Consider the following 20353-nt stretch of genomic DNA (forward strand, 5'->3'; position numbering starts at 1 on the left):
AATGGCTGAGCATAAAGCCCCCGGATTTCTCACCCGCCTCGCCTATGGCGTAGGCGGCGCGGCAGGTGGCATCAAGAATAACGGCTTCGAATATGTGCTGCTGTTATTCTACAGCCAGGTGCTCGGCCTGTCGGCGGTTCTCGTGGCAGCGGCGCTTTGGATTGCGCTGCTGATCGATGCCGTTTCCGACCCGATTGTCGGCTACTGGTCGGACAATCTGCGTACCAAGTGGGGCCGCCGCCACCCGCTCATGTACACGGCGATGATCCCGGTCACGATCGCCTATTTCTTTGTCTGGAATCCGCCCGGAGACCTTTCCGGGCTCGGCCTGTTTGCCTGGCTCCTCGGATTCACGGTCGCTGTGCGCCTGATGTACACCCTGTTCGAAGTGCCGAGCACAGCGCTCGCAGCGGAGCTGACCCAGGATTACGACGCGCGCACATCACTGATGTCGTTCCGCTATTTCTTTGCCTGGGTTGGCGGCCTGACCGTCCAGATCGTCCTGTTCCTGTTCCTTCTGAAGCCGAGCGAAGGCGACCCCTCGGGCTTCTTCCATATTACCGGCTGGCACACTTATGGCCTGCTTGGGGCCTGTTGTATCCTGGCGTCGATCACCGTCACGTCCTTCGGGACGCACCGGCATATTCCCCACCTCAAGGCGCCCCCTGCGCCTCGCAAGCTCACCCCGTTGAAAGTGCTGGGTGAGATCTGGGAGACGGTGTCCAACCCCTCGTTCCGGGCCCTGTTTCTCGCAACGCTGTTCGGGTTGCTGGCATCTGGCGTCTCGGCAACCTTGAACCAGTACATCAATGGCTTCTTCTGGGAGTTCTCGAATACCCAGATCACCGGACTGACCGCAGCCGTCTATGTTTCGTCGATCCTCGCGCTCGTTCTCGCGCCGATCGCCGGCCGCATCTTCGGCAAGAAGCGCGCGGCCATCACCATCGGCATCCTCGCGTTCACGATAGCGCCTATGCCGGTCATCGCACGCCAGTTCGGTCTCTTGCCGCCGAATGGCTCAGACGAACTCTACATGATTGTGCTTGGTATCACCGTCTTCGACCTGGCCCTGATCATCGCTTACCAGATGCTCGCCGCGTCCATGGTGGCTGATATTGTCGAGCAGAACGAACTCGTGACCGGGCGGCGGTCCGAGGGCATCTACTTCGCGGGCATCAGCTTCATGCGCAAGCTCGCCCAGGGCGTGGGTGTGCTGACTGCGTCCTTCATCCTTGCCGTTGCTGCCATCACGCCCGGCATGCGGGCTTCGCAGGCAAGCGACGAAGCCGTGCGGACACTCGGCTGGGGCTATGCGCTGACCTTGTTGTCGCTATGGATGATCATGATCGTGTGCGTCAGCTTTTACCGGATCAGCCGCGAGGACCACGAGAATAATCTGCGGGCATTGGCAGAGCGCGACCAGGCCACTTGATTGCTGCGGCCGGAACGTCTTTCTGAATTGTCATGAATTGCCTGATTGCGCCCCCTGCGGCGCCGCAATAGAGCCATTTTCATGATGCAAACCAACACCATGACCCGCCATGTTTCGAAACTGCTTCTGGTGAGTGTGGTCGCTGTGCTCGCCCTGCTTGCAGTTCTTATCAGCCCGCTCTTCTCAGCCGGACAGGCTGGCGCGCAGGGCGTCAGTTTCTTCGGCAACGATACCGACAAGCAGGTGCCTCAGACCCACGCGCAGGTGGAGCTGTCCTATGCGCCACTCGTCAAGAAGGTCTCGCCGGCGGTGGTGAACGTCTACACAAAGAAAGTCGTTCGCCAGAACGTTTCCCCCTTTGCCAATGACCCGATCTTTCGGGAGTTTTTCGGAGCCCCTCAGGAGCGTGTCCAGAATTCGCTCGGCTCCGGGGTGATCGTCTCTGATGACGGCGTGATCGTCACCAATAACCACGTTGTGGCCGACGCCGACGAGTTGCTCGTCGTCCTCTCGGATCGCCGCGAATACGAGGCAGAGCTCATCCTTGCTGATGAGCGTACCGACCTTGCCGTGCTGCGCATCGACACCGAAGGCGATCCGCTTCCGACCGTACAGTATGGCGACACGCGTGATACGGAAGTCGGCGACATCGTTCTGGCCATCGGTAACCCGTTCGGCGTGGGACAGACGGTCACCAGCGGCATCATCTCCGCGACGGCGCGGACCGATGTCGGCGTGTCCGACTACGCCTTCTTCCTGCAGACCGATGCGGCAGTGAACCCTGGCAATTCCGGTGGCGCGCTGGTCAATACGAAGGGTGAGCTGGTCGGCATCAATTCCGCCATCTTCTCGCGCTCTGGCGGCTCGAACGGCATTGGATTTGCCATCCCGGCCGAGATGGTCAAGCGGGTCGTCGATGCTGCGGTCAACGAGGGGCGTATTGTCCGCCCATGGCTCGGCCTGAAGGCGCAATCGGTGACCTATGACATCGCCAAGTCGCAGGGCATGAACCGGCCGGTCGGCGTGATGGTGACGGAAGTTTTCGATGACGGCCCGGCCGACGAGGCGGGCTTGAAGCGCGGCGACCTGATCACGGAGATCGATGGCCGCGAGGTTTTTGACGAGAATGGCCTGAAATTCCTGGCCGCGACGCGTTCACCCGGAGAGGTCTCCCAGCTGAAAGTCCTGCATGGCGGGCGCTATGAGACGGTCGGTGTCACGCTCGCACCGCCACCGGGAGCGACCAAGGCTGAACTTGAGCTGCTGGAAGGCCGCCATCCGTTTTCCGGTGCGGAAGTTGCCGAGCTTTCCCCCCGCCTCGCTGAGGAGATGGGCCGCGATCCATTCGTGACAGGGGTGCTCGTGACCCGGATCCTGCGCGGCGCATACGCCTGGAGGGTTGTGCGCCCCGGCGACCTGATCGTCTCGGTCAACAATGCGCCGATCAAGACCCTGGAGCAGCTGGACGAGGCCCTCGATACCGATGCGTCGCGCTGGGCGATCGAGCTTGATCGCAATGGCCGCCGGATTGCCGGAACGGTAACCCTGTAAAACCGGCCTTACGGTCTCGCTATCCTGAAAGGCGAGTGCTAGCTTTCCGCAATCTTGGTTGCGGGAGGCATTTATGTACTTGAAACAAACCCTGTTGATTGGCGCATCGGCCCTGTTGGCGGCCTGCGCCCAGACGCCTGCTAAAGACGCGGCAGAAGAGGCGGTGTCCACGCCTGCGAACGATATTGAGCAGGTCGCGGATGTGGTGGTTGAGCCTGTCTCGGTCCAGCAGTATCCGGCGTCGCTCTTCCATGAGACGACCAGTTACGGGCTGGGGTCGAACAATGGCTACGTTTTCTCTCACAACAATGATGCCATCCTGGTCTCGACAGATGAAACCGGCATTTTCAACGCAGTCGCAATGGACAAGACGGGGGCGATCACGCCGCTGACCAGCTCTGACGACAATGCCGTCTACGCTCAATCCTTCTTCCCCGATGACGACCGCGTTCTGATCACCTCCGACAGCGGCGGCAACGAAATCTATCACGTTTACGTCCGCGAAACCGACGGCACCCTGACCGATCTCACGCCTGGTGAGGAGGTGCGTGCGAGTTTTGTCGGCTGGCGCGACGATGGCGAGGTCTTCTACATCCAGACCAATGAGCGCGATCCGCAGACCAATGACCTCTATGCCTACAGCACGGCGGACTATTCACGGGAAATGATCTTCGAGAACGATGGCAAGGATATTGCCGACGTCTCACCGGACGGGCGCTGGCTGGCCCTGTCGAAAGACCGCACCAATGCCGACTCCAATATCTATCTCGTGGATTTCCTGGCGGACGATACCGAGCCTCAGCTCATCACCGAACATGAGGGCGATATCTCTTATGGCGTCTACGATTTCACGGCAGACAGCGAAACGCTGATCTACGCCACCAATGAGCATGGCGAATTCAATCAGGCCTGGACCTACAATCTCGCCAGCGGAGAAAAGCATCCGCTGATCGAAGCGGACTGGGATGTCTCGTTTGTGTTCGACAGCCCGACGGGACGCTACCTCGTTTCTGCCATCAATGCGGACGCGATGACCGATCTGACGATTATGGACAATGAAACCGGCGAAGCGGTTGAACTGAAGGGAATTCCTGACGGAGAGCTGGGCCAGATCCGTTTCGACCGCGACGAAGAGACGATTGCTTTCGGCGTGAACACCGACACCTCACCTTTCAATCTCTACGTCGCCGGCCTCAATGATGGCGAGGCTACCCGGCTGACCAACGCGCTGCCTGAAGCGATTGACGAGGATGATCTCGTGACCGCCGAGGTCGTGCGGTATGAGAGCTTCGACGGCCTTGAAATCCCGTCCATCTTCTACATGCCCAAACAGGCATCGGCGGACGATCCTGTCCCGGCGCTGGTCTGGGTCCATGGCGGGCCCGGCGGACAGAGTACGCGAGGCTATTCGGCGACCATCCAGCACCTGGTCAATCACGGCTATGCGGTGCTGGCCGCCAACAATCGCGGCTCGTCGGGCTACGGCAAGACCTTCTTTCACATGGACGACAAGAACCATGGCGAGAAGGACCTGCAGGACATCGTCTATGGGCGGAAATACCTGGAAGGCGTGGAGGGCATAGACCCCGAGAAGATCGGCGTTCTCGGCGGGTCCTATGGCGGCTTCATGGTTGCAGCCGCCCTCGCATTCGAGCCTGAGGTCTTCGATGTCGGTGTCAATATTTTCGGGGTGACCAACTGGGTCCGTACCCTGGAAAGTATTCCGCCATGGTGGGGCTCGTTCCGCGATGCGCTCTATGACGAGATGGGTGACCCGGCCACCGACATTGAGCGGCTGCGCCGCATCTCGCCTCTCTTCCATGCCGACCAGATCACCAAGCCAATGCTGGTCATTCAGGGCGCCAATGATCCACGCGTGTTGCAGGTCGAGAGCGACGAACTCGTCGAGGCCGCCCGCGCCAATGGTGCCACCGTCGAGTACGTCCTCTTCCCGGACGAGGGACACGGCTTCCAGAAACGTGAAAACCGCATCAAGGCGTCCGAGGCCTATGTCGATTTCCTCAATACCTATCTGAAGGGTGAGGCCCCTGACGAGGACCCGGCACCTTCCGGGAATGCGGCGGAATAGACGCGCTTCGATTGGCGAGTTGGGGAAGGCCGGGCCAGAACCCGGCCTTCTTTGATTTAGAGCCCACTGAGTTCGAGCTGAAGCCCCGAGTTCAGGACCGCCAGGTGCGATGCATCGGCGCCCAGCGCAGCGGGGCGGCGGGCTGAGGGATAGGCCTCGGAGAGAGCGCTCAGCACGGTTTCAGCCTGCTGGTGAAAGGCGGGTGCGTCGGCCGCGATCGCCTCGGCATTGTCGATCATCAAGGATTCAGCCGTCTTGTAAAATCCGTAGCCGTCCAGATACGGCTCATAAGCGTCGCTGTTTCGGGCCGACATGTATTGTGCGATGGCCCGGTCGATCTCGTCGGCGATCACCCGCGCCTTTATCGTGACGTCATCAGCCTGGCCCTTGGGCGCAAACTCGCCGGCCTGGCGGATGGTGGCGATGATGTCGCTAGCGCGCGCCCGCAAAGCGTCATCGCTTTCACCGCCGAAGACACCGTGGGAGGCATCAATCAGCTTCTGCTCGAAAGGGGCCACGCCTTGCTGACGGAGAACTGGTTCCAGATCGAAGAGGATCTCGCTGACCGGATGGGCGAACATTTCGGCGGCGGCCTTGCGTTCGCCAGCGTCCAGCGCGTCTATCCCTGCGCGGATGTGCGCCTCGACTACGGCCAGGGCGCTCAGATAGACGGCTGGGTCTTCGCCTGCCTGTGCGATATTCACCCCGCCTTCGCCTTCGCCGCCCTCGGCGCGAACAGGTGTTGAGGTGACGTCGATTTCGTCGGCAAGCCCGGCACTGGACGGCGTCGCTTCGGCCGGCTGTGATGCTTCACGTTCAGGCGATACGGAGCCCTGGTCATTGCCGCACGCTGCGAGGCCTATGCCGCCAAGCAGGGTCGTCGACAGGCCGAGAACGGCCCAGGATTTGTAGGAGGTCGCCATTTGGTCGCACTTTCAATGTTCAGGCTTACGCAGTTGAGTATGGGCGATACCGGTAACTGCAAACCATTCGCAAGTGCAAGCCATGCTGATCACAATTCCCGGACTTCTCGACCCTGATGCCCTGGCTGGAATCCGGACCTCACTTGAGACGGTGGGATGGCGCGATGGCCGCATCACTGCTGGCGTTCAGGCTGCGCGCGTAAAGTCCAATCGGCAGGCTGACCTCTCGACCCGAACTGGCGCTGAACTGCATCGGCGGCTTTATGACGCAATTACCGGCAATGCGATTTTCGAGGCCGCCGCGCAACCGAGGAAGCTGTCAAAGCTCATGGTCAGCCGGACCGGAGAGGGCGAAGGCTATGGCACACATGTCGACAATGTCCTGATGGGCAGCGGCGACACGCGCATCCGTACCGACATTTCCTTCACCCTGTTTCTCAGCGATCCGCAGGACTATGACGGCGGAGAGCTGACCATTGACTGGGCCGGCATGGTGCATTCGATGAAACTCGATGCCGGCTCGCTGCTGCTCTACCCATCGACCAGCCTGCACCGGGTCGAGACGGTGACGCGCGGTGAGCGCATGGTCTGTGTCGGATGGGTGGAGAGCCTGGTGCGGACGGCAGAGCAGCGGGAAATCCTGTTCGATCTCGCCAATTTGCGCGCCAACCTGTCAAAGAGCCTGCCCATCGAAGCGCCAGAACAATTGGCGCTCGCCAAGATCACAGCCAATATCCGCCGGCTCTGGACAAATAGTTGATGCGGTTCAGGCGGCTTGGGCGCCAATCGTGGTGCGGTGGAGCAGGCGGTCATGGCCCTGATAGCCGCCGGTCGCCATGTGCAGGCAGGAGCGGTTGTCCCACATGAGCAGCATGTTCGGCTGCCATTTGTGGCGGTACTGGAATTCTGGCCGCGTCTGCCAGCGATAAAGCTCGGTGATGAGCGCCCAGCCCTCTTCCTCGTTCATGCCGTCTATGCCGATGATGTAGCCGGCGCAGCCAAAGAGGCCTTCGCGACCGGTCTCCGGATGCTTGCGGATGATCGGGTGGAGCTGGGTCTCCATCGCCTCGTCTGACGGGCGGATGTCCATGCTGCGGCCCGTATCTTTTTCGCCATACATGCCGGCCTTGGCGTAGCCGTTTCGCGCGGAATGGACGGCCATCTTGCCTTCCAACTTACCGCGCAAATCATCCGGCATTTCGGCGAGCGCCTTGTGCTGGTTGGTGAAGAGGGTGTCGCCGCCGACAGGCGGTATGGTGATGCCATAAAGGCAGGTGCCCGCGGGTGGGGACTTCTGGAAGCTCCAGTCGGTGTGCCAGGTTTCGGCGAAGACGGGGCCAGTCTCGTTGGCGTTGCGTTTCACGGCGATGATGTGCTCGCGGCCTTCAATCGGCGCGATGTACGGATCGTCTCCGAATGGTCCGAAGTATTGCGTGAAGCGTTCGAGGTCGTCGTCGGTGAGGTGCTGGCCCGGGAAGGCGAGGACGTGATGTTCCAGCCAGACCGAGCGGATGCCGGCGATAGTCTCGGCATCCAGCGGCTTTGACAGGTCAGGGCCGGTGATACTCGCGCCACAGGCCTGACCGCTAGGTGTGATGGTGAGTGTCAATGTTTCTCCTCCTCGTCCTGTTCGGATGGCCGCTAGTCCATTGTCGGAATGGGCGGGCAGGTCATGATCTCGACAGCCTCGCCGGGGAAGATCGAGAAGTGAGGATGGTTCTCGAACAGGCGCGCGGCGGCATCATGTGAAGCTGCTTCTACGATCACGTAACCAGAGAGATTATTCTTCGTGTCAGTGACACCGGCCTTGGACGCTTTCTTTGTCGCGCCAAGCGGGCCGCCTGCATCGACAATCTGGCTCGCATGCTGCTCCATCCAGTCCTGCCAGGCTTTCATGCCCCTGGCGATAACTTCCGCCGATGGCGGACCAGCGTCAGGACCTGGTGGGGTGCCTGTATAGACGGCTAGGAATTTCGGCATTGCTGTTTCCTCCAGCTGACATCTTATCACCATGCTTCGAACCGGCTAGGTGTGCGCCATGAGCGATCTCTTCTCTGCATCCGGTATGGCCGATGAGGCGCCGCGGCCTTTGGCGGACCGGCTGCGCCCGCAGACGCTGTCGGAAGTGGTTGGGCAGGACCATCTGCTCGGCCCCGATGGCGCGCTTGGGCGGATGCTGAAGACGGGGCGGCTCGGCTCGATCATCTTCTGGGGCCCACCCGGTGTCGGCAAGACGACGATCGCGCGCCTGCTCGCCAAGGAAACCGATCTCGAATTCGAGGCGATCAGCGCGGTCTTCTCCGGCGTGAAGGATCTGCGCGCCGCCTTCGACCGGGCCGAGAACCGGCGCGGCATGGGCAAGGGCACGCTGCTCTTTGTCGACGAGATTCACCGCTTCAACCGCGCCCAGCAGGATGGCTTCCTGCCCTTCGTGGAGGCGGGCGTGGTGACGCTGGTCGGCGCGACGACGGAGAATCCGAGCTTTGAGATCAACGGCGCCTTGCTGTCGCGGTGCGCGGTGCTGACGCTCAAACGCCTGACGCCAGAGGCGCTGGAGGAGCTGCTTCAGCGCGCCGAAGCGCTGGAGAAGCGGAAGCTGCCGCTAGACGCCCGCGCCCGCGAAGCGCTGATCGACATGGCAGACGGCGATGGCCGCTACATGCTGAACCTCGCCGAGCAGGCTTTCACGCTGGCCGACGATGGCAAGCAGCTCACCGCCGAGCAGCTGTCCAATGCGCTCCAGAAGCGCGCACCGGCCTATGACAAGGACCGGGAAGAGCACTACAATCTCATCTCCGCCCTGCATAAGTCCGTGCGCGGGTCGGACCCGGATGCGGCACTCTACTGGCTTGCCCGCATGATTACCGGCGGAGAAGACCCGCTCTATCTCGCCCGCCGGATTGTCCGCATGGCGAGCGAGGATATCGGCCTTGCTGATCCGACCAGTCTCATGATCGCCGCAGAAGCGGCCCGCACCTATGAACGCCTTGGCAGCCCCGAGGGCGAACTGGCGCTCGCGCATGCGGTCGTGCATCTGGCAACGGCGCCAAAGTCGAATGCTGTCTATGTCGCCTGGAAGTCCGCGCAACGGTCCGCCAAGGAGACGGGCTCGCTGATGCCGCCGAAGCATATCCTGAACGCGCCGACTGCGTTCATGAAGGAAGAGGGCTACGGCAAGGGCTACAATTACGACCACGATGCCGAAGAGGGCTTTTCGGGGCAGAACTATTTCCCTGATGGAATGAAACGGGAAGCGTTCTACCAGCCGAAAGGCGAGGGCCGGGAAGGGCCGATCGCCGAACGGCTGAAAAAGTGGGCAGAGCTGCGCCGCCAGAAAGGGAGCTGATTTGGCGCAATTGCGGTTCGTGCCAGACTCTGCTCGTATCCAGCCAGCAAAAAACTATCGGAGCCCTCCCATGACCTTGCGTCCACTGGCCGGCCTGCTCGCTGCTTCCAGCCTGCTTGCCCTGACCGCCTGCAACGATTTTCACCAGGAAAGCGGTAGCGAGATCATTCCGCAGTCAGAGGCGCAGATGTCCACACACGGCCACGGCGTCGGCGTCTCTAAGGACGTTCTCGAGGTGCACAACGACATGCTTGTCATGGACACCCACCTCGACACGCCGGCCTACTTCCACTCGGCGAAATATGATTTTTCGAAACGTCAGACATTCGAGGCCGATGGGACGCATGTCGACCTGCCGCGGATGAAGGAAGGCGGGCTCGATGGTGGCTTCTGGGTGATCTTCACGCCGCAAGGGCCACTTGACGAAGCCTCATATCATTCGGCCCGCAACAGCGCGCTGCTTCGACAGATGGCGATCCGTGAAATGGCGGCGAAATACGCTGACGAGGTCGAGCTGGCCTTCACGGCCGACGACGCTGAACGCATCGCAGGCGAAGGCAAGCGCGTTGTCTATCAGAGCATGGAGAATTCCTACCCGCTCGGCACGGACGTCTCGCTGCTGGAAACCTTCTATATTGGCGGCCTTCGCATGGTCGGGCCGGTTCACTTTCGCAACAACCAGTTCGCCGACAGCGCAACCGACGTGACGGGTGAGAAGTTCGATGGCCTTTCGCCGCTGGGTGAGGAGCTGGTGAAAAAGGCCAATGAGCTGGGCATGATCCTCGACGGGTCCCATGCCGCGGACACAACAGTTTACGACATGATCGAACTGTCGACGACGCCGCTCATCCTGTCCCATACCGGTGTCGATGGCGTGTACGAGCACTTCCGGAACATTCCCGATGAGTTGCTGCTGGCTGTCGCGGAGGATGGCGGTGTCATCCAGATCAACGCTTACGGTTCATATCTCGAAGCGCTGGAGCCAAGTCCCGAGCGCACGCAGGCGCTGGAGGAACTCGACGCCGAATTTGGCGATACCGCTGACATGGATAAGGAAACCATGACCCGCTACTGGGAAGCGCGCCGGGCGCTCAATGACGAGTTCCCGCCCCCGCGCTCGACCTTCGAGAAGTTCATGGAACACATGCTGTATGCCCTGGAACTGGTCGGCCCTGACCATGTCGGCATGGGCGCGGACTGGGATGGCGGCGGCGGCGTCGACGGCATGTCGGACATCACCTTCCTGCCCAAGGTCACCGCAGCGCTTATAGATGCTGGCTACACGAAAGAAGACATCCAGAAGATATGGAGCGGCAACATGCTCCGGCTTTTGCGTGCGGCGGAAGAGGCTCGCACGTCTGAGCTGACATCGCCTGACGTGCTGAACTAGGGACGCGGCCTCGCGGTCCGCGTCCCAGCCAGACTAGCCGTAAATTTCGGACAGGAAGTCCTTGAGCGCAGCGAGTGAGCGGCGCTCGGCGGCAGGGTTGTAGACGGTCCCGAAGTCGGGATCGTTGGCGCCTGGATTGGTGAAGGCGTGCATGGTGCCGCCATAGGCATGCAGCTGCCAGTCAGCGCCGGCTTCAGACATCTCCTTGGAGAAGGTCAGCACGTCTTCCGGCTTGGCCATCGGATCGTCCCAGCCGTGCAGGACCAGCACCTTGGCCTTCACCTTGTTTCCGTCGGTGTTTCCGGGTGCGCCAAGCAGGCCATGGAAGGAAGCGACGCCATCGACGGCCATGCCGGCGCGGGCCATGTCCAGGACGGACAGGCCGCCGAAGCAGAAGCCAATCGCGGAGGCCTTGTCGCAACCGGACTCCTTCTTCGCAGTCTCAAGGCCGAACTGGAGACGGCTCTGGAGTTCCGCCCGGTTCGAGGCCAACGGGTTCATCAGCGCCTGGCATTCCTCGACGGTCTCGCCGCGCTTGCCCTTTCCGTAGACGTCCATCGCAAAGGCGGCGTAACCCCACTCGGCAAGCATCTTCGCCTTGCCCTGATCGAATTCGCCCGGCCCGCCCCAGGCGTGAGCGATGACCACGACCGCCTTCGGCGTCCCTTCGGGCATCGCCAGGAAGCCCTCATAGACCTGTCCTGCCTGTTCGTAGTCGAGCGATTTCGTGGAAATGGCCATGCTTTGTGTCTCCTTCTTGTGTTTGAATGCACACTTAGTTGTGTGAGGCCGTTACGGCCAGCCCTTGCCGGAACGCACGGAGTGGTTTCTTAGTTCGAGTATCATGAGAAAACGCCAGATTATTATTGATTGCGACCCGGGTCTCGACGACGCCGTCGCCTTGCTCGTTGCTTTTGCAGCCTCCGACATGATGGATGTGGTCGGGATTACTACCGTGGCCGGCAATGTTCCCGCGCCACTGACCCTGCGCAATGCCCGCATCATTCGCGAGCTTGCCGGCAAGGGGCGCGAAATCCCAGTTTGCGGCGGTGCGCCGGTGCCCCTGTTGCGCGATCCGGTCACCGCCGAAGACTTTCACGGCACCACCGGTCTCGGCGGCATTCCGTTTCCAAAGCCGCGCGTGAGAGCCTCGCGGGCGAATGCGGTGAATTTCCTTGTGCGGACCCTGCGCGCGGCAAAGGGCTTCCCAATGACGCTGGTCGTGACGGGCCCGATGACGAATGTCGCGTTGGCGCTGACCATAGCGCCCGATATTCGTGAGGGCCTGAAAGAGATTGTGGTCATGGGCGGTGCCGACACTGAAGGCGGCAACATCACGCCGCATGCGGAGTTCAATATCTTCGCCGATCCGCATGCCGCGCAGGCCGTGTTCCAGTCCGGCATCCCCATGCGCGTGCTGAATCTCGATGTCACCCACCAGATGCTGACAAGCGACGAACAGGTCGACCGCGTCCGGGCGCTTGGCTCGCCGGTTGCGATCAGGGCGGCTGACCTTCTGGCCGCGTCCAACCAGCTTGAGGAACAGGGAAAGGGCCGCAAGGCGCCGCTGCACGATCCGTCGACGATCCTGGCCCTGCTGCGGCCAGACCTCTTCGAAGGCCCGATGGCGACAGTCAGCGTCGAGCTGCAGGCAGGCGAGCGCTTCGGCAGGACGGTGCCCGACTACCGCCAGGACGGCCACATCCGCTGGTACAACAAGGTCGATGCTGATGCGGTCTTTTCGGAGATGCTCGGCCAGCTGGCGAGGTATGGAGAATGAGCGCGCCGAGAATAATCACAGTCGGCTCGGTCAACCTGGACCTTGTCGCGGCTTGCGAGACGCTGCCAAGGCCCGGCGAAACCGTTACTGGGGCAACGTTCGCCCAATATCCGGGCGGCAAAGGCGCAAACCAGGCGCTTGCGGCGCGGCGGCTGGGCGCCGACGTTTCAATGCTCGCGCGGGTCGGCAAGGATCCGAACGCCGAGCTGGCGCTCGCGCTGTTGCGGAAAGATGGCGTTGACCTGTCGCGGATTGTCGAGGACGAGGCCGCGCAAACGGGTGTCGCGCTGATCGGTGTTGATGCGTCAGGAGAAAACTTCATCATCGTCGCGAGCGGCGCAAACGCCGAGCTTGATGCGCGCGATGTCGAAGGCGCCGGGCCAGCCGATGCAGTGCTTTGTCAGCTCGAAGTGCCGATCTCCGCGGTCATTGCGGCGAGCCAGATCGCCTCAAAGCTTTTCGCGCTCAACCTCGCGCCTGCCATGCCGGTTCCAGCCGGCCTGCTCGAGACGGCGGATCTGCTGATCGTCAATGAAGTGGAGGCTGACTTCTACGGAGATGCCTTGTTCCGGGGCGACGGTCTCGTGGCCAAGACGCTCGGACGCGATGGCTCGGTCCTGTATCGCGCCGGCAAGGAAGTCGCCCATATGCCGGTTTATGCCGTGCCTGTGGTCGATACGACCGGGGCAGGCGACACGTTTTGCGGCGCGCTCGCCGTCGCGCTGGCTGAAGGCATGGAGGAGGGCGCCGCGCTGCGTTTTGCGTCCGGTGCGGCGGCTTTGGCCGTGACAAAGGAAGGGGCTCAGCCGAGCCTGCCCTGGCGCAGCGAGGTCGAGGCCTTCCTGGCGGACAAGGCGTGAGCGATGGCCGAACTGCCCCTTACTCGAAACCGGACAAGCCCTGAGCGGGAGGCAGCGATCCGCGAGGCCGTCCGGCGAGCCGACCAGGTGCCGTCTTCCGGCGCCAGTAGCCGGCTCGCAACGATCGAAGATGCGCCAGCCCTGTTCGAACTTCTAGATCATCCCGGTGTCCGCGACTGGATCTATTCGCTTCCGCGTCCGCTGACCCTTGAAGGCGTGCGGGCCTATATCGAGACATGTGTTTCGCGGCGAGAACGTGGCGAGGTTCTCCTGTCGCTCAATTTCGATGAAGAGGGACGGGTTTCGGGCTTTTCCGAAGTTCACATATGGCCGGAATGGGCGGCGGGTGAAGTCGCGGGTGCCATGCGGCCTGACCTGCAGAACAAGGGGCAGGGCGGCAGCGGTATGGCGGCGATGTTCACCTGGATGTTCGAGACATTCGATCTCGACCTGATCAGCAATACGACAGCCCTCGACAATGTCCGTATACAGAGCCTGTTCCGCAAGACGGGCTGTGAATACAAGGGCGATATCGAGAGCCGCCGCCCGGATGGGACGACCCGCGCTTCGCAGGTCTGGGAAGTGACTCGCGAGGTCTGGTTCGAGCGGCTGGGCCGCACCGCCTAGTCGTCGCGCAGCTTTCCTTCGCTATCGCGGATTTCCGGCCCGTTGACGCGGGCGCGTCCGTCGCCGAAGGGGGTGTCGCGCTCGCTCAGGGCCTGCTTCAGCCCGGCTTCGCCCACACGCTTGACGAAGGCATGGGCGGAGGCAGCCTGGTGTCCGCGTACATCATTCTCGACGGCGAGACGCTGCATGGTCCGTGCGCCCATCAGTTCCATGCCGAGATTGATCGCCCGCTTGTTGGCGGCGAGGATGTCCGGATCGATCAGCGCCATGCGGTCAGCGAGGCCTTCGACTTCCGCTTCGAGCATGTCTGCCGGCACAGCCTTCATGGCAAAGCCGAGCTGGGCGGCTTCCGTTCCTGTGATCGAGTCGCCCGTCAGCATGAGGCGCTTGGTCCATTGCGGGCCGACATTGTAGAGCCACATCTGGTTGGGCAGCGCGCCGAGATTTCGACCGGCCGGGAAGGATACTTTCGCATCATCGGCGATGATGACGATGTCACAGAGAAGCGCGATGTCTGTGCCGCCCGCGACGCATGGGCCGTGGACCTGGGCAATGACTGGCTTGTGCAGGTCGAAGATCGCCATGCGGTAGCGCTGGGCCCTTTCGAGCTGCCAGATATCATCATCGACGCTGCGGGCGCCGCGTTTGTTTCCGGTCTCGGAGTCGAGCCGTGAGACTGGCACGGCGCTGGACCCGGATAGGTCATAGCCGGCGGAGAATCCGCGTCCCGCGCCCTTGATGATGACGCAATGGACATCGCGGTCATTGTCGGCCTGCCAGAGCGCCTCGGACAATTCCGCCTGCATCTTCATGGTGAGGGCATTGAGCTTGTCGGGGCGGTTCAGAGTGATCCGGGCCCGGCCATTTTCGGCTTCGTAGATGATCTCGTCGAACATGGTGCTGCGCCCTCGTTAAGCTGGCCGGCTGACGCGATAGACGCGCCGTGCTGTCCCGGCAAACAGGGCGGCCTTCTCGAATTCCGAATAGTCCGCCGTGATCTTCTTCAAGCCGTTCCAGAGTGTCCGGTACGAAATTGAAAGGCGGTCGACGGGGAAGTTGCTTTCCAGCATGCACCGCTCCGGGCCGAAGCACTCGATCGCGTGGTGATAATACTTCGCTTGCGCGTCCACGAATTCATCGGATGACGGCGGCGTGTCGCGCTCATTCCAGCCAAAGCCATTGTCCGGCATGGCGAGCCCGCCGAGCTTGGCATAGACATTGGGCTGGGCGGCTACAGCCGCGATATCGTCTTTCCACTTGCTGAAATTGCTGTCGCGCTTGCCTTCATAGGGCCCGACGCCGAGTGGGGTCCCAAAATGGTCAAGGACCATGACAGTGCCCTGCACGGCAGCGGCTAGGTCGCGGAAGTCGAGAATCTGGTGGTGATAGTTCCAGGTGTCATAGGTGAAGCCGCGTTCGCCGAGATGCGCGACGCCCCGTCGGAAGTCCGGGTCGCGGTAGAGCCCTTCCGGCGAGCGGGGGCGGATCCGGAAGTGCTCGCTGTGCGGATCAAACGGGCCGGAGTGCCGGATGCCCCGGAACAATCCGTTGGCGGCTTCAAGATGGGCGTCGAGCACCTCATCGAGCTGCGAGATGGGCAGGCGCAGATCCGCATGCGAGATGATGGCAGCGATGGTCGCCTTGTCCGCTTCACGCGCTGAGCGGGCGGCTGCAGCTGCAACAAACTCGGTCTCGCCCACAGGCTTCAGATGGTCGGGTCCATCCTCGCGATAGGCGGCGCGGCATTCCATGAAGACAGTCTGCGTGACCTTGTGGCCGTCTTCCGTGTCGCGCCAAAGATCGTCGAGGTCGTAGACAATCCCGGCCGGATTGGGTTTTGGCCAGAGATGGTGATGCGGATCGACGATCTCCCGGTCGGGGTCGATGACCTCCTCGCGGTGTTGGTTCAACCAGTCATCATTGTCGAACATGCGTTTGCCTCCTCGAATCCGTCAGCCTCTGAAGGGCTGTATCGTTATTCGAAGCGCAAAAGCGTCTGGGGGCAAGAGGTGGCGCAACGCAAGTTTGATTGACTGGGCCAGCGCCATGGGCTGCTCCGCGCGGAAGGCGGTCAGACCACGTACCCAGGCCAGCTTCGGGAAATGCGGGTGGCTAAGCCTTCACAAGGCCGATCTCGCGCAGGCGTTCCATGAGGTAGTCCTGCGCCGTGATGGGCGGTTGTTTCTTGCCACCTTCCGCAAGACACTGCTGCAGCTGCTCGATCAGGTAGTCCTGATTGAAGTGCAGGAAGAAGGGCGTCGAATAGCGCGGGAACTTGGCGCGCTCCGGTTCCGGATTGACGACGCGGTGGGTCGTCGATGGCAGGACGCCGCCCGTCAGGCGTTGCAGCATGTCACCGCAATTGATGACGAGAGACCCCGGCGGCGGGTTGACTGACAGCCACCGGCCCGAGCGGTGCAGCACTTCCAGCCCCGCCTCTTCTGCGCCCAGCAGGAGTGTGATGACGTTGATGTCCTCATGCGCAGCGGCGCGAACCGTGCCCTTGGGTGGCGGGTTCTCCTGCGGCGGATAGTGCAGCAGCCGCAGGATGGAGTTACCGAAATTGACCTTGTCGTCGAACCAGTCCTCCGGCAGGTCGAGGTGAAGCGCGACGGCGTGCAGGAGGTCGCCGCCGAAATCGTCGAGCGCCTCATAGAAGGCATAGGTCGCGCTGTCGAAGCCGGGCACCTCATCGACGACGGGTGTCTCCTTCATGGTGGCGCGATACTTTGAATCAGCCGGCAGCTTGCGTCCGGTATGCCAGAACTCTTTCAGGTCCGCCGCTTTCTGGCCCTTGGCATTTTCGGTGCCGAACGGGGTGTAGCCACGCTGGCGGCCATTGGCAGCGTCGTGATACTTCTCCTTGGTCGCCTCCGGCAGCTTGAAGAAATCCTTCGCGGCCTGGTTGGCACGGGCGATGACGGCCTCATCGACGGGGTGGTCCGTGATGACGGCGAAGCCGGTCTCGCGGAAGGAACGGCCAAGCTTGTCGGCGAAGGCCTGCTTGTCCTTCTTCCAGAGCGGATAGGGGATGGGTTCAAAGAGATCTGTCATGACGCGCGCAATATACGCGTCGTTCCCGCAATGCCCAAGCCGCTTCGTCAGAGCAAGATTGACGCGGGGTGGCCGGCTCAGCGCCGGCGCTGCTCGTCGAGATAGTTCACCAGCCTGTGTACCGGCCATTCGACGAAAGCCAGCAGGACGAGGCCGACAATGTTGAGAATGGGAACAACCATCATCAGAGCATAGGCGCCCTTGAACCCTGCCTTCTCGAAAATTCGCCAGAAGCAGACAAGATTGAGCGTAAAGAGGATCAGCCAGAAAACAAATATCATGGCCGCGATTATAAGCCGCCCAGCCGGGCATGCACCGGTTTTCTGAAGAATCCGGCCTGCAGCCCCCCTTTGGTTAATTTCCGCCTGCTGGTCGTTAACACACAGACGATTTGAGCGTCTCGCTGTTAACCATGTCGCAAAGCTCTGAGGGCAGGCTGAACCCCGTCACCGAGGCGTGACGTGATGGTTTTTGGAGACCCGGTAAAATCAGGCCGCATGAAGCGCCAACCGGGTCTGGGTGTAGATGGAGAAGTCAAATGCCTTATTCAGATATGGCAGTAGATGTCGCCCCGGAAACGGGAATTGGTTCCAACGCCACGGGCGAGGAACTCTGCCGCGTGGGCCTGGCCTATTCGACCGGCGTGGGTGTCGATGCCGACATGATTGCTGCGCACAAATGGTTCAATCTGGCCGTGCTGAAGGGCTCGGAAGAAGCCAAGGAATATCGCCAGCAAATGGCCGACATGCTGTCCAGCGAAGAGATCAAGCGCGCGCTGAAATCGGCCCGCGACTGGCTGAACCTGATGAACTAGTCCGGTGTCCGGCTTAGCGCCGGATATCGCCCGATATGTCGTAGTATAGCGAGAACTGGATCGGGAGCGCATTCCTGAACCATTGCTGCATCAGCAGGTTTTCCTCTGCGATGGCAGAGCGGGGCACGTAGACAACGTCAAACCGGCGCAGCGGCGTAAAGTCGGCATAGCGCGGATCGTTGATGCCCTTGTTCACATCGAACACGGCCGACATGACCTGGCCGCCCGGCATTCGCCTGAGAACGGCGACCTGGGTTGGCTTGGCGCTTTCGGAAAAGCCGCCCGCCATGATGATCGCCTGCAGCGGGTCGATCTGACCGGGCAGGTCCACCATGCCGGGATTGCGGACCTCGCCTCCGACAAAGATCTTCTGGCTCTCAAATCCAGTCGGGATCACATCGATGTCGGGATCCTTCAACTCGCTCGCATAGGCCTGCAGCAAGGCACCGCGCAGTTCGCCAGCCGTGCGGGCCGATGCGCGAAGCGATCCGATATAGGGCAGGTTCAGTGAGCCATCCGGCGCTATCCTGATCTCGCGGTCGAGTTCGGGCGCCGTGTGGAAGATCAGCTGGATCGTGTCGCCAGGCGCCAGCAGGTAAGCGGCGTCCTGGCCATCTTCATGGCGCCAGTCCGCAACCGGGAAATATTGCGTCGGCTCGGGATCAACGCTCTGGCAGGCGCCAAGCGCAATCAGGGGAAGGATCAGGCAGGCGCGTCTCATTTCCGTCCGCTCAAAATATGCATGCTGCAGCGCGGCCAAGGCTCTTCGTTAATGTTTAAGGAATTATCAAGCGCCTTGGGTCAGGACTGTGCTAACCATAACAGTGGGGCTTTGACACGCATGGCAGCATCGCAAGACTGGGGTCCGGGCGGCGACAGCCGTTCCGAGGTCGGCGTCGTGCGCCGGCGCCCCTGGATGGGTGCGGCCGAGCTTGTCCTGCAGCTGTGGCGGGCCAAGTGGCTGATGCTGGTGATTTTCCTCCCGATCTTTGTGCTGGGCCTTGTGGCGGCCATGCAGATGCCTACCAAGTATGAAGCCCAGTCGCGGCTCTATGTCCGTCTTGGCGAGGAGAGCGTCTACCGGCCGAAGGTCGGAACCGAAGGCGCTGGCGCCACTCCGGAGCAGGAGCAGCTGATCCAGGCGGAAATCGAGATCTTGCGCAGCCCGGTCGTTGCCGAGCGCGCGCTGGCACGCTTTCCGCTGTCGCGCGTGTTTCCAGACCTTGTCGAAGCGATGGAAAAGCAAATCGCTGAGGCGCCGGACTCCCGCCGGGAGGCTATCGCTGAACAGACGTTCCAGAAGGGCGTGGCGGCGCTTCGCAAATCCTTTGAGGCCGGGTCTGCGCCGAAGACCCCGGTGATCGGAACCGCGCTGTCGCACGAGGATGCCCAGCTCTCAGCCGAGCTTCTGAATGCGATGATCGGCGCCTATCTCGACTATCGCAGCGAAGTCTTCGCGGTCGGCGGATCGGACTCGCTGCGTGACCAGCGCAAGAAGTTCGAAGGCGAGCTGCTCAATGTCGAGAGCGAGATCCGCGCCTTTCTGAGGCGCAACCAGATCGGTGACTTCGAAAGCGAGCGCCAGACGGCCCAGCAGCTGTATGCGACCATTTCCGGCGAACTCCTGACCAACAAGTCTCGCGCAAGCGCCGTTGAGGGGCAGCTTGATATCAATAACCAGCAGCTTGCCACCATGGAGCCGCAGCAGGACCTCTATGTCGAGGACAACTCCGCCCAGCGCCTCAGCGAGCTTCGCATGGAGCGTGAGGAGCTTCTGTCCCGCTACACTGAAGACTCGCGCGCCGTTCAGGCGATCGATACCCGCATCGACCAGCTGCGAGATTATCTGAACTCGCGGGATGGCCTGTCTGGAACGACGCGTCGCGGGCCAAACCCCGTCTACCAGCAGATCGAGCAGGCCGCGGCCAACCTCGAAGCCGAAGCCCAGTCGCTGGCCCTGCAGCGGGCAGAACTCGAACGCCAGCTCAACAGCATCGAAGCCCGGCTTCAGCGCCTCAATGAATTGCAGCCTGAATGGCAGGAGCTGCAGCGACGCAAGGCGCTCATGGAGGCGAATGTGCAGAACTTCTCGGCGCGTGAAATCGAGGAACGCGCGCTCGCCGAAATCTCCAACCAGTCAGCCGATAGCGTGCGTGTCCTCGAGCCTGCCCGCGTGCCGATCCAGGGCTCGAGCCTGAAGCTGCCCATCGCGGCGCTCGCTTTCCTGTTTGCCGGATTCACTGCGCTCATGGCCGGTCTTCTGCGGGCATTGACGCGTGATGGCTTTGCGACCGCGCGCTCGCTCGAGCGGACCATCGGCGTTCCGGTTGTCGGAGCGGTTGGCCGCGTCTGAGTGGGCTTGGTTAAGAAAAGCGTTAACCAGACCCATGTAAGCCCGAGTTTCCATCAGATTGTGGGCCGATGCGGGATTTACGGGATCAGATAGACGGCGTTTGGCACGCCGCGTCCAGGCTGTCGTCAGGCAGT

Annotated in this window: 20 protein-coding genes; 11 read left to right on the forward strand and 9 right to left on the reverse strand. The window is 61.7% G+C overall.

Going from position 1 to position 20353, the window contains the following annotated elements:
- Position 1: 1 nt before the first annotated feature.
- From D1223_RS02740 to D1223_RS02750, 3 genes are all read left to right on the forward strand, one after another.
- Positions 2–1432, forward strand: a complete 1431-nt coding sequence (locus tag D1223_RS02740) for an MFS transporter (RefSeq protein ID WP_119374862.1) — start codon at positions 2–4, stop codon at positions 1430–1432.
- Between the two features lie 81 nt (positions 1433–1513).
- Positions 1514–2983 (forward strand): Do family serine endopeptidase, encoded by a 1470-nt coding sequence (locus D1223_RS02745; protein WP_233350162.1) that lies wholly within the window; start codon positions 1514–1516, stop codon positions 2981–2983.
- Between the two features lie 73 nt (positions 2984–3056).
- The gene (locus D1223_RS02750) at positions 3057–5072 is read left to right on the forward strand and encodes a S9 family peptidase (protein ID WP_119374864.1); all 2016 of its coding nucleotides are present in this window, start codon (positions 3057–3059) and stop codon (positions 5070–5072) included.
- 56 nt (positions 5073–5128) lie between these two features.
- On the opposite strand, the gene D1223_RS02755 is transcribed toward D1223_RS02750, so the two are convergent.
- Entirely contained in the window at positions 5129–5995 is an 867-nt protein-coding gene (locus tag D1223_RS02755) for a hypothetical protein (RefSeq protein ID WP_119374865.1), read from the reverse strand.
- A gap of 82 nt (positions 5996–6077) precedes the next feature.
- On the opposite strand from D1223_RS02755, the gene D1223_RS02760 reads away from it, so the two are divergent.
- Positions 6078–6755 carry a Fe2+-dependent dioxygenase gene (locus D1223_RS02760; RefSeq protein ID WP_119374866.1) on the forward strand — a complete coding sequence of 226 codons (678 nt, stop codon included), beginning with the start codon at positions 6078–6080 and terminating at the stop codon, positions 6753–6755.
- Between the two features lie 6 nt (positions 6756–6761).
- Here the strand turns inward: D1223_RS02760 and D1223_RS02765 are convergent, their stop codons facing one another.
- Together D1223_RS02765 and D1223_RS02770 are read right to left on the reverse strand one after the other, a co-directional pair.
- Positions 6762–7604 (reverse strand): TauD/TfdA dioxygenase family protein, encoded by an 843-nt coding sequence (locus tag D1223_RS02765; RefSeq protein WP_119374867.1) that lies wholly within the window; start codon positions 7602–7604, stop codon positions 6762–6764.
- A 32-nt stretch (positions 7605–7636) separates the two neighbouring features.
- Positions 7637–7975: a YciI family protein gene (locus D1223_RS02770; RefSeq protein WP_119374868.1), complete on the reverse strand. Its 339-nt coding sequence runs from the start codon at positions 7973–7975 to the stop codon at positions 7637–7639.
- Between the two features lie 58 nt (positions 7976–8033).
- On the opposite strand from D1223_RS02770, the gene D1223_RS02775 reads away from it, so the two are divergent.
- Complete coding sequence (locus D1223_RS02775; RefSeq protein WP_119374869.1) at positions 8034–9341, forward strand: replication-associated recombination protein A; 1308 nt, start codon at positions 8034–8036, stop codon at positions 9339–9341.
- Between the two features lie 70 nt (positions 9342–9411).
- Entirely contained in the window at positions 9412–10731 is a 1320-nt protein-coding gene (locus tag D1223_RS02780; protein ID WP_119374870.1) for a dipeptidase, read from the forward strand.
- A 33-nt stretch (positions 10732–10764) separates the two neighbouring features.
- On the opposite strand, the gene D1223_RS02785 is transcribed toward D1223_RS02780, so the two are convergent.
- Entirely contained in the window at positions 10765–11472 is a 708-nt protein-coding gene (locus D1223_RS02785; protein ID WP_119374871.1) for a dienelactone hydrolase family protein, read from the reverse strand.
- A gap of 103 nt (positions 11473–11575) precedes the next feature.
- On the opposite strand from D1223_RS02785, the gene D1223_RS02790 reads away from it, so the two are divergent.
- From D1223_RS02790 to D1223_RS02800, 3 genes are read left to right on the forward strand one after another with little or no spacing between them, the layout of a single operon-like run.
- Entirely contained in the window at positions 11576–12511 is a 936-nt protein-coding gene (locus tag D1223_RS02790; protein ID WP_119374872.1) for a nucleoside hydrolase, read from the forward strand.
- Complete coding sequence (locus D1223_RS02795; RefSeq protein ID WP_119374873.1) at positions 12508–13371, forward strand: ribokinase; 864 nt, start codon at positions 12508–12510, stop codon at positions 13369–13371. The genes D1223_RS02790 and D1223_RS02795 overlap by 4 nt, the downstream gene beginning before the upstream one ends.
- Positions 13372–13374: 3 nt before the next feature.
- Positions 13375–13998 (forward strand): GNAT family N-acetyltransferase, encoded by a 624-nt coding sequence (locus D1223_RS02800; RefSeq protein ID WP_119374874.1) that lies wholly within the window; start codon positions 13375–13377, stop codon positions 13996–13998.
- Here D1223_RS02800 and D1223_RS02805 read toward each other — a convergent pair.
- The 4 genes from D1223_RS02805 to D1223_RS02820 all read right to left on the reverse strand — a co-directional run bounded on the left by D1223_RS02805 (position 13995) and on the right by D1223_RS02820 (position 17333).
- A complete protein-coding gene (locus D1223_RS02805; RefSeq protein ID WP_119374875.1) occupies positions 13995–14894 on the reverse strand; it encodes a crotonase/enoyl-CoA hydratase family protein in 900 nt (299 codons plus the stop codon). The two genes, D1223_RS02800 and D1223_RS02805, sit on opposite strands and share 4 nt — an antisense overlap.
- Before the next feature lie 15 nt (positions 14895–14909).
- The gene (locus tag D1223_RS02810; RefSeq protein ID WP_119374876.1) at positions 14910–15929 is read right to left on the reverse strand and encodes an amidohydrolase family protein; all 1020 of its coding nucleotides are present in this window, start codon (positions 15927–15929) and stop codon (positions 14910–14912) included.
- A 181-nt stretch (positions 15930–16110) separates the two neighbouring features.
- A complete protein-coding gene (locus D1223_RS02815; RefSeq protein WP_119374877.1) occupies positions 16111–17052 on the reverse strand; it encodes an isopenicillin N synthase family dioxygenase in 942 nt (313 codons plus the stop codon).
- A 77-nt stretch (positions 17053–17129) separates the two neighbouring features.
- Positions 17130–17333: a hypothetical protein gene (locus tag D1223_RS02820; RefSeq protein ID WP_119374878.1), complete on the reverse strand. Its 204-nt coding sequence runs from the start codon at positions 17331–17333 to the stop codon at positions 17130–17132.
- Positions 17334–17590: 257 nt separating this feature from the next.
- On the opposite strand from D1223_RS02820, the gene D1223_RS02825 reads away from it, so the two are divergent.
- Complete coding sequence (locus tag D1223_RS02825) at positions 17591–17866, forward strand: SEL1-like repeat protein (protein WP_119374879.1); 276 nt, start codon at positions 17591–17593, stop codon at positions 17864–17866.
- Between the two features lie 13 nt (positions 17867–17879).
- Here D1223_RS02825 and D1223_RS02830 read toward each other — a convergent pair whose 3' ends face one another.
- Positions 17880–18587, reverse strand: a complete 708-nt coding sequence (locus tag D1223_RS02830) for a polysaccharide biosynthesis/export family protein (protein ID WP_119374880.1) — start codon at positions 18585–18587, stop codon at positions 17880–17882.
- A 120-nt stretch (positions 18588–18707) separates the two neighbouring features.
- On the opposite strand from D1223_RS02830, the gene D1223_RS02835 reads away from it, so the two are divergent.
- A complete protein-coding gene (locus tag D1223_RS02835; protein ID WP_158588381.1) occupies positions 18708–20219 on the forward strand; it encodes a GumC family protein in 1512 nt (503 codons plus the stop codon).
- Positions 20220–20353 lie beyond the last annotated feature (134 nt).

Source organism: Henriciella mobilis, assembly GCF_003576285.1.
In the GTDB taxonomy this organism is placed as follows: domain Bacteria; phylum Pseudomonadota; class Alphaproteobacteria; order Caulobacterales; family Hyphomonadaceae; genus Henriciella; species Henriciella mobilis.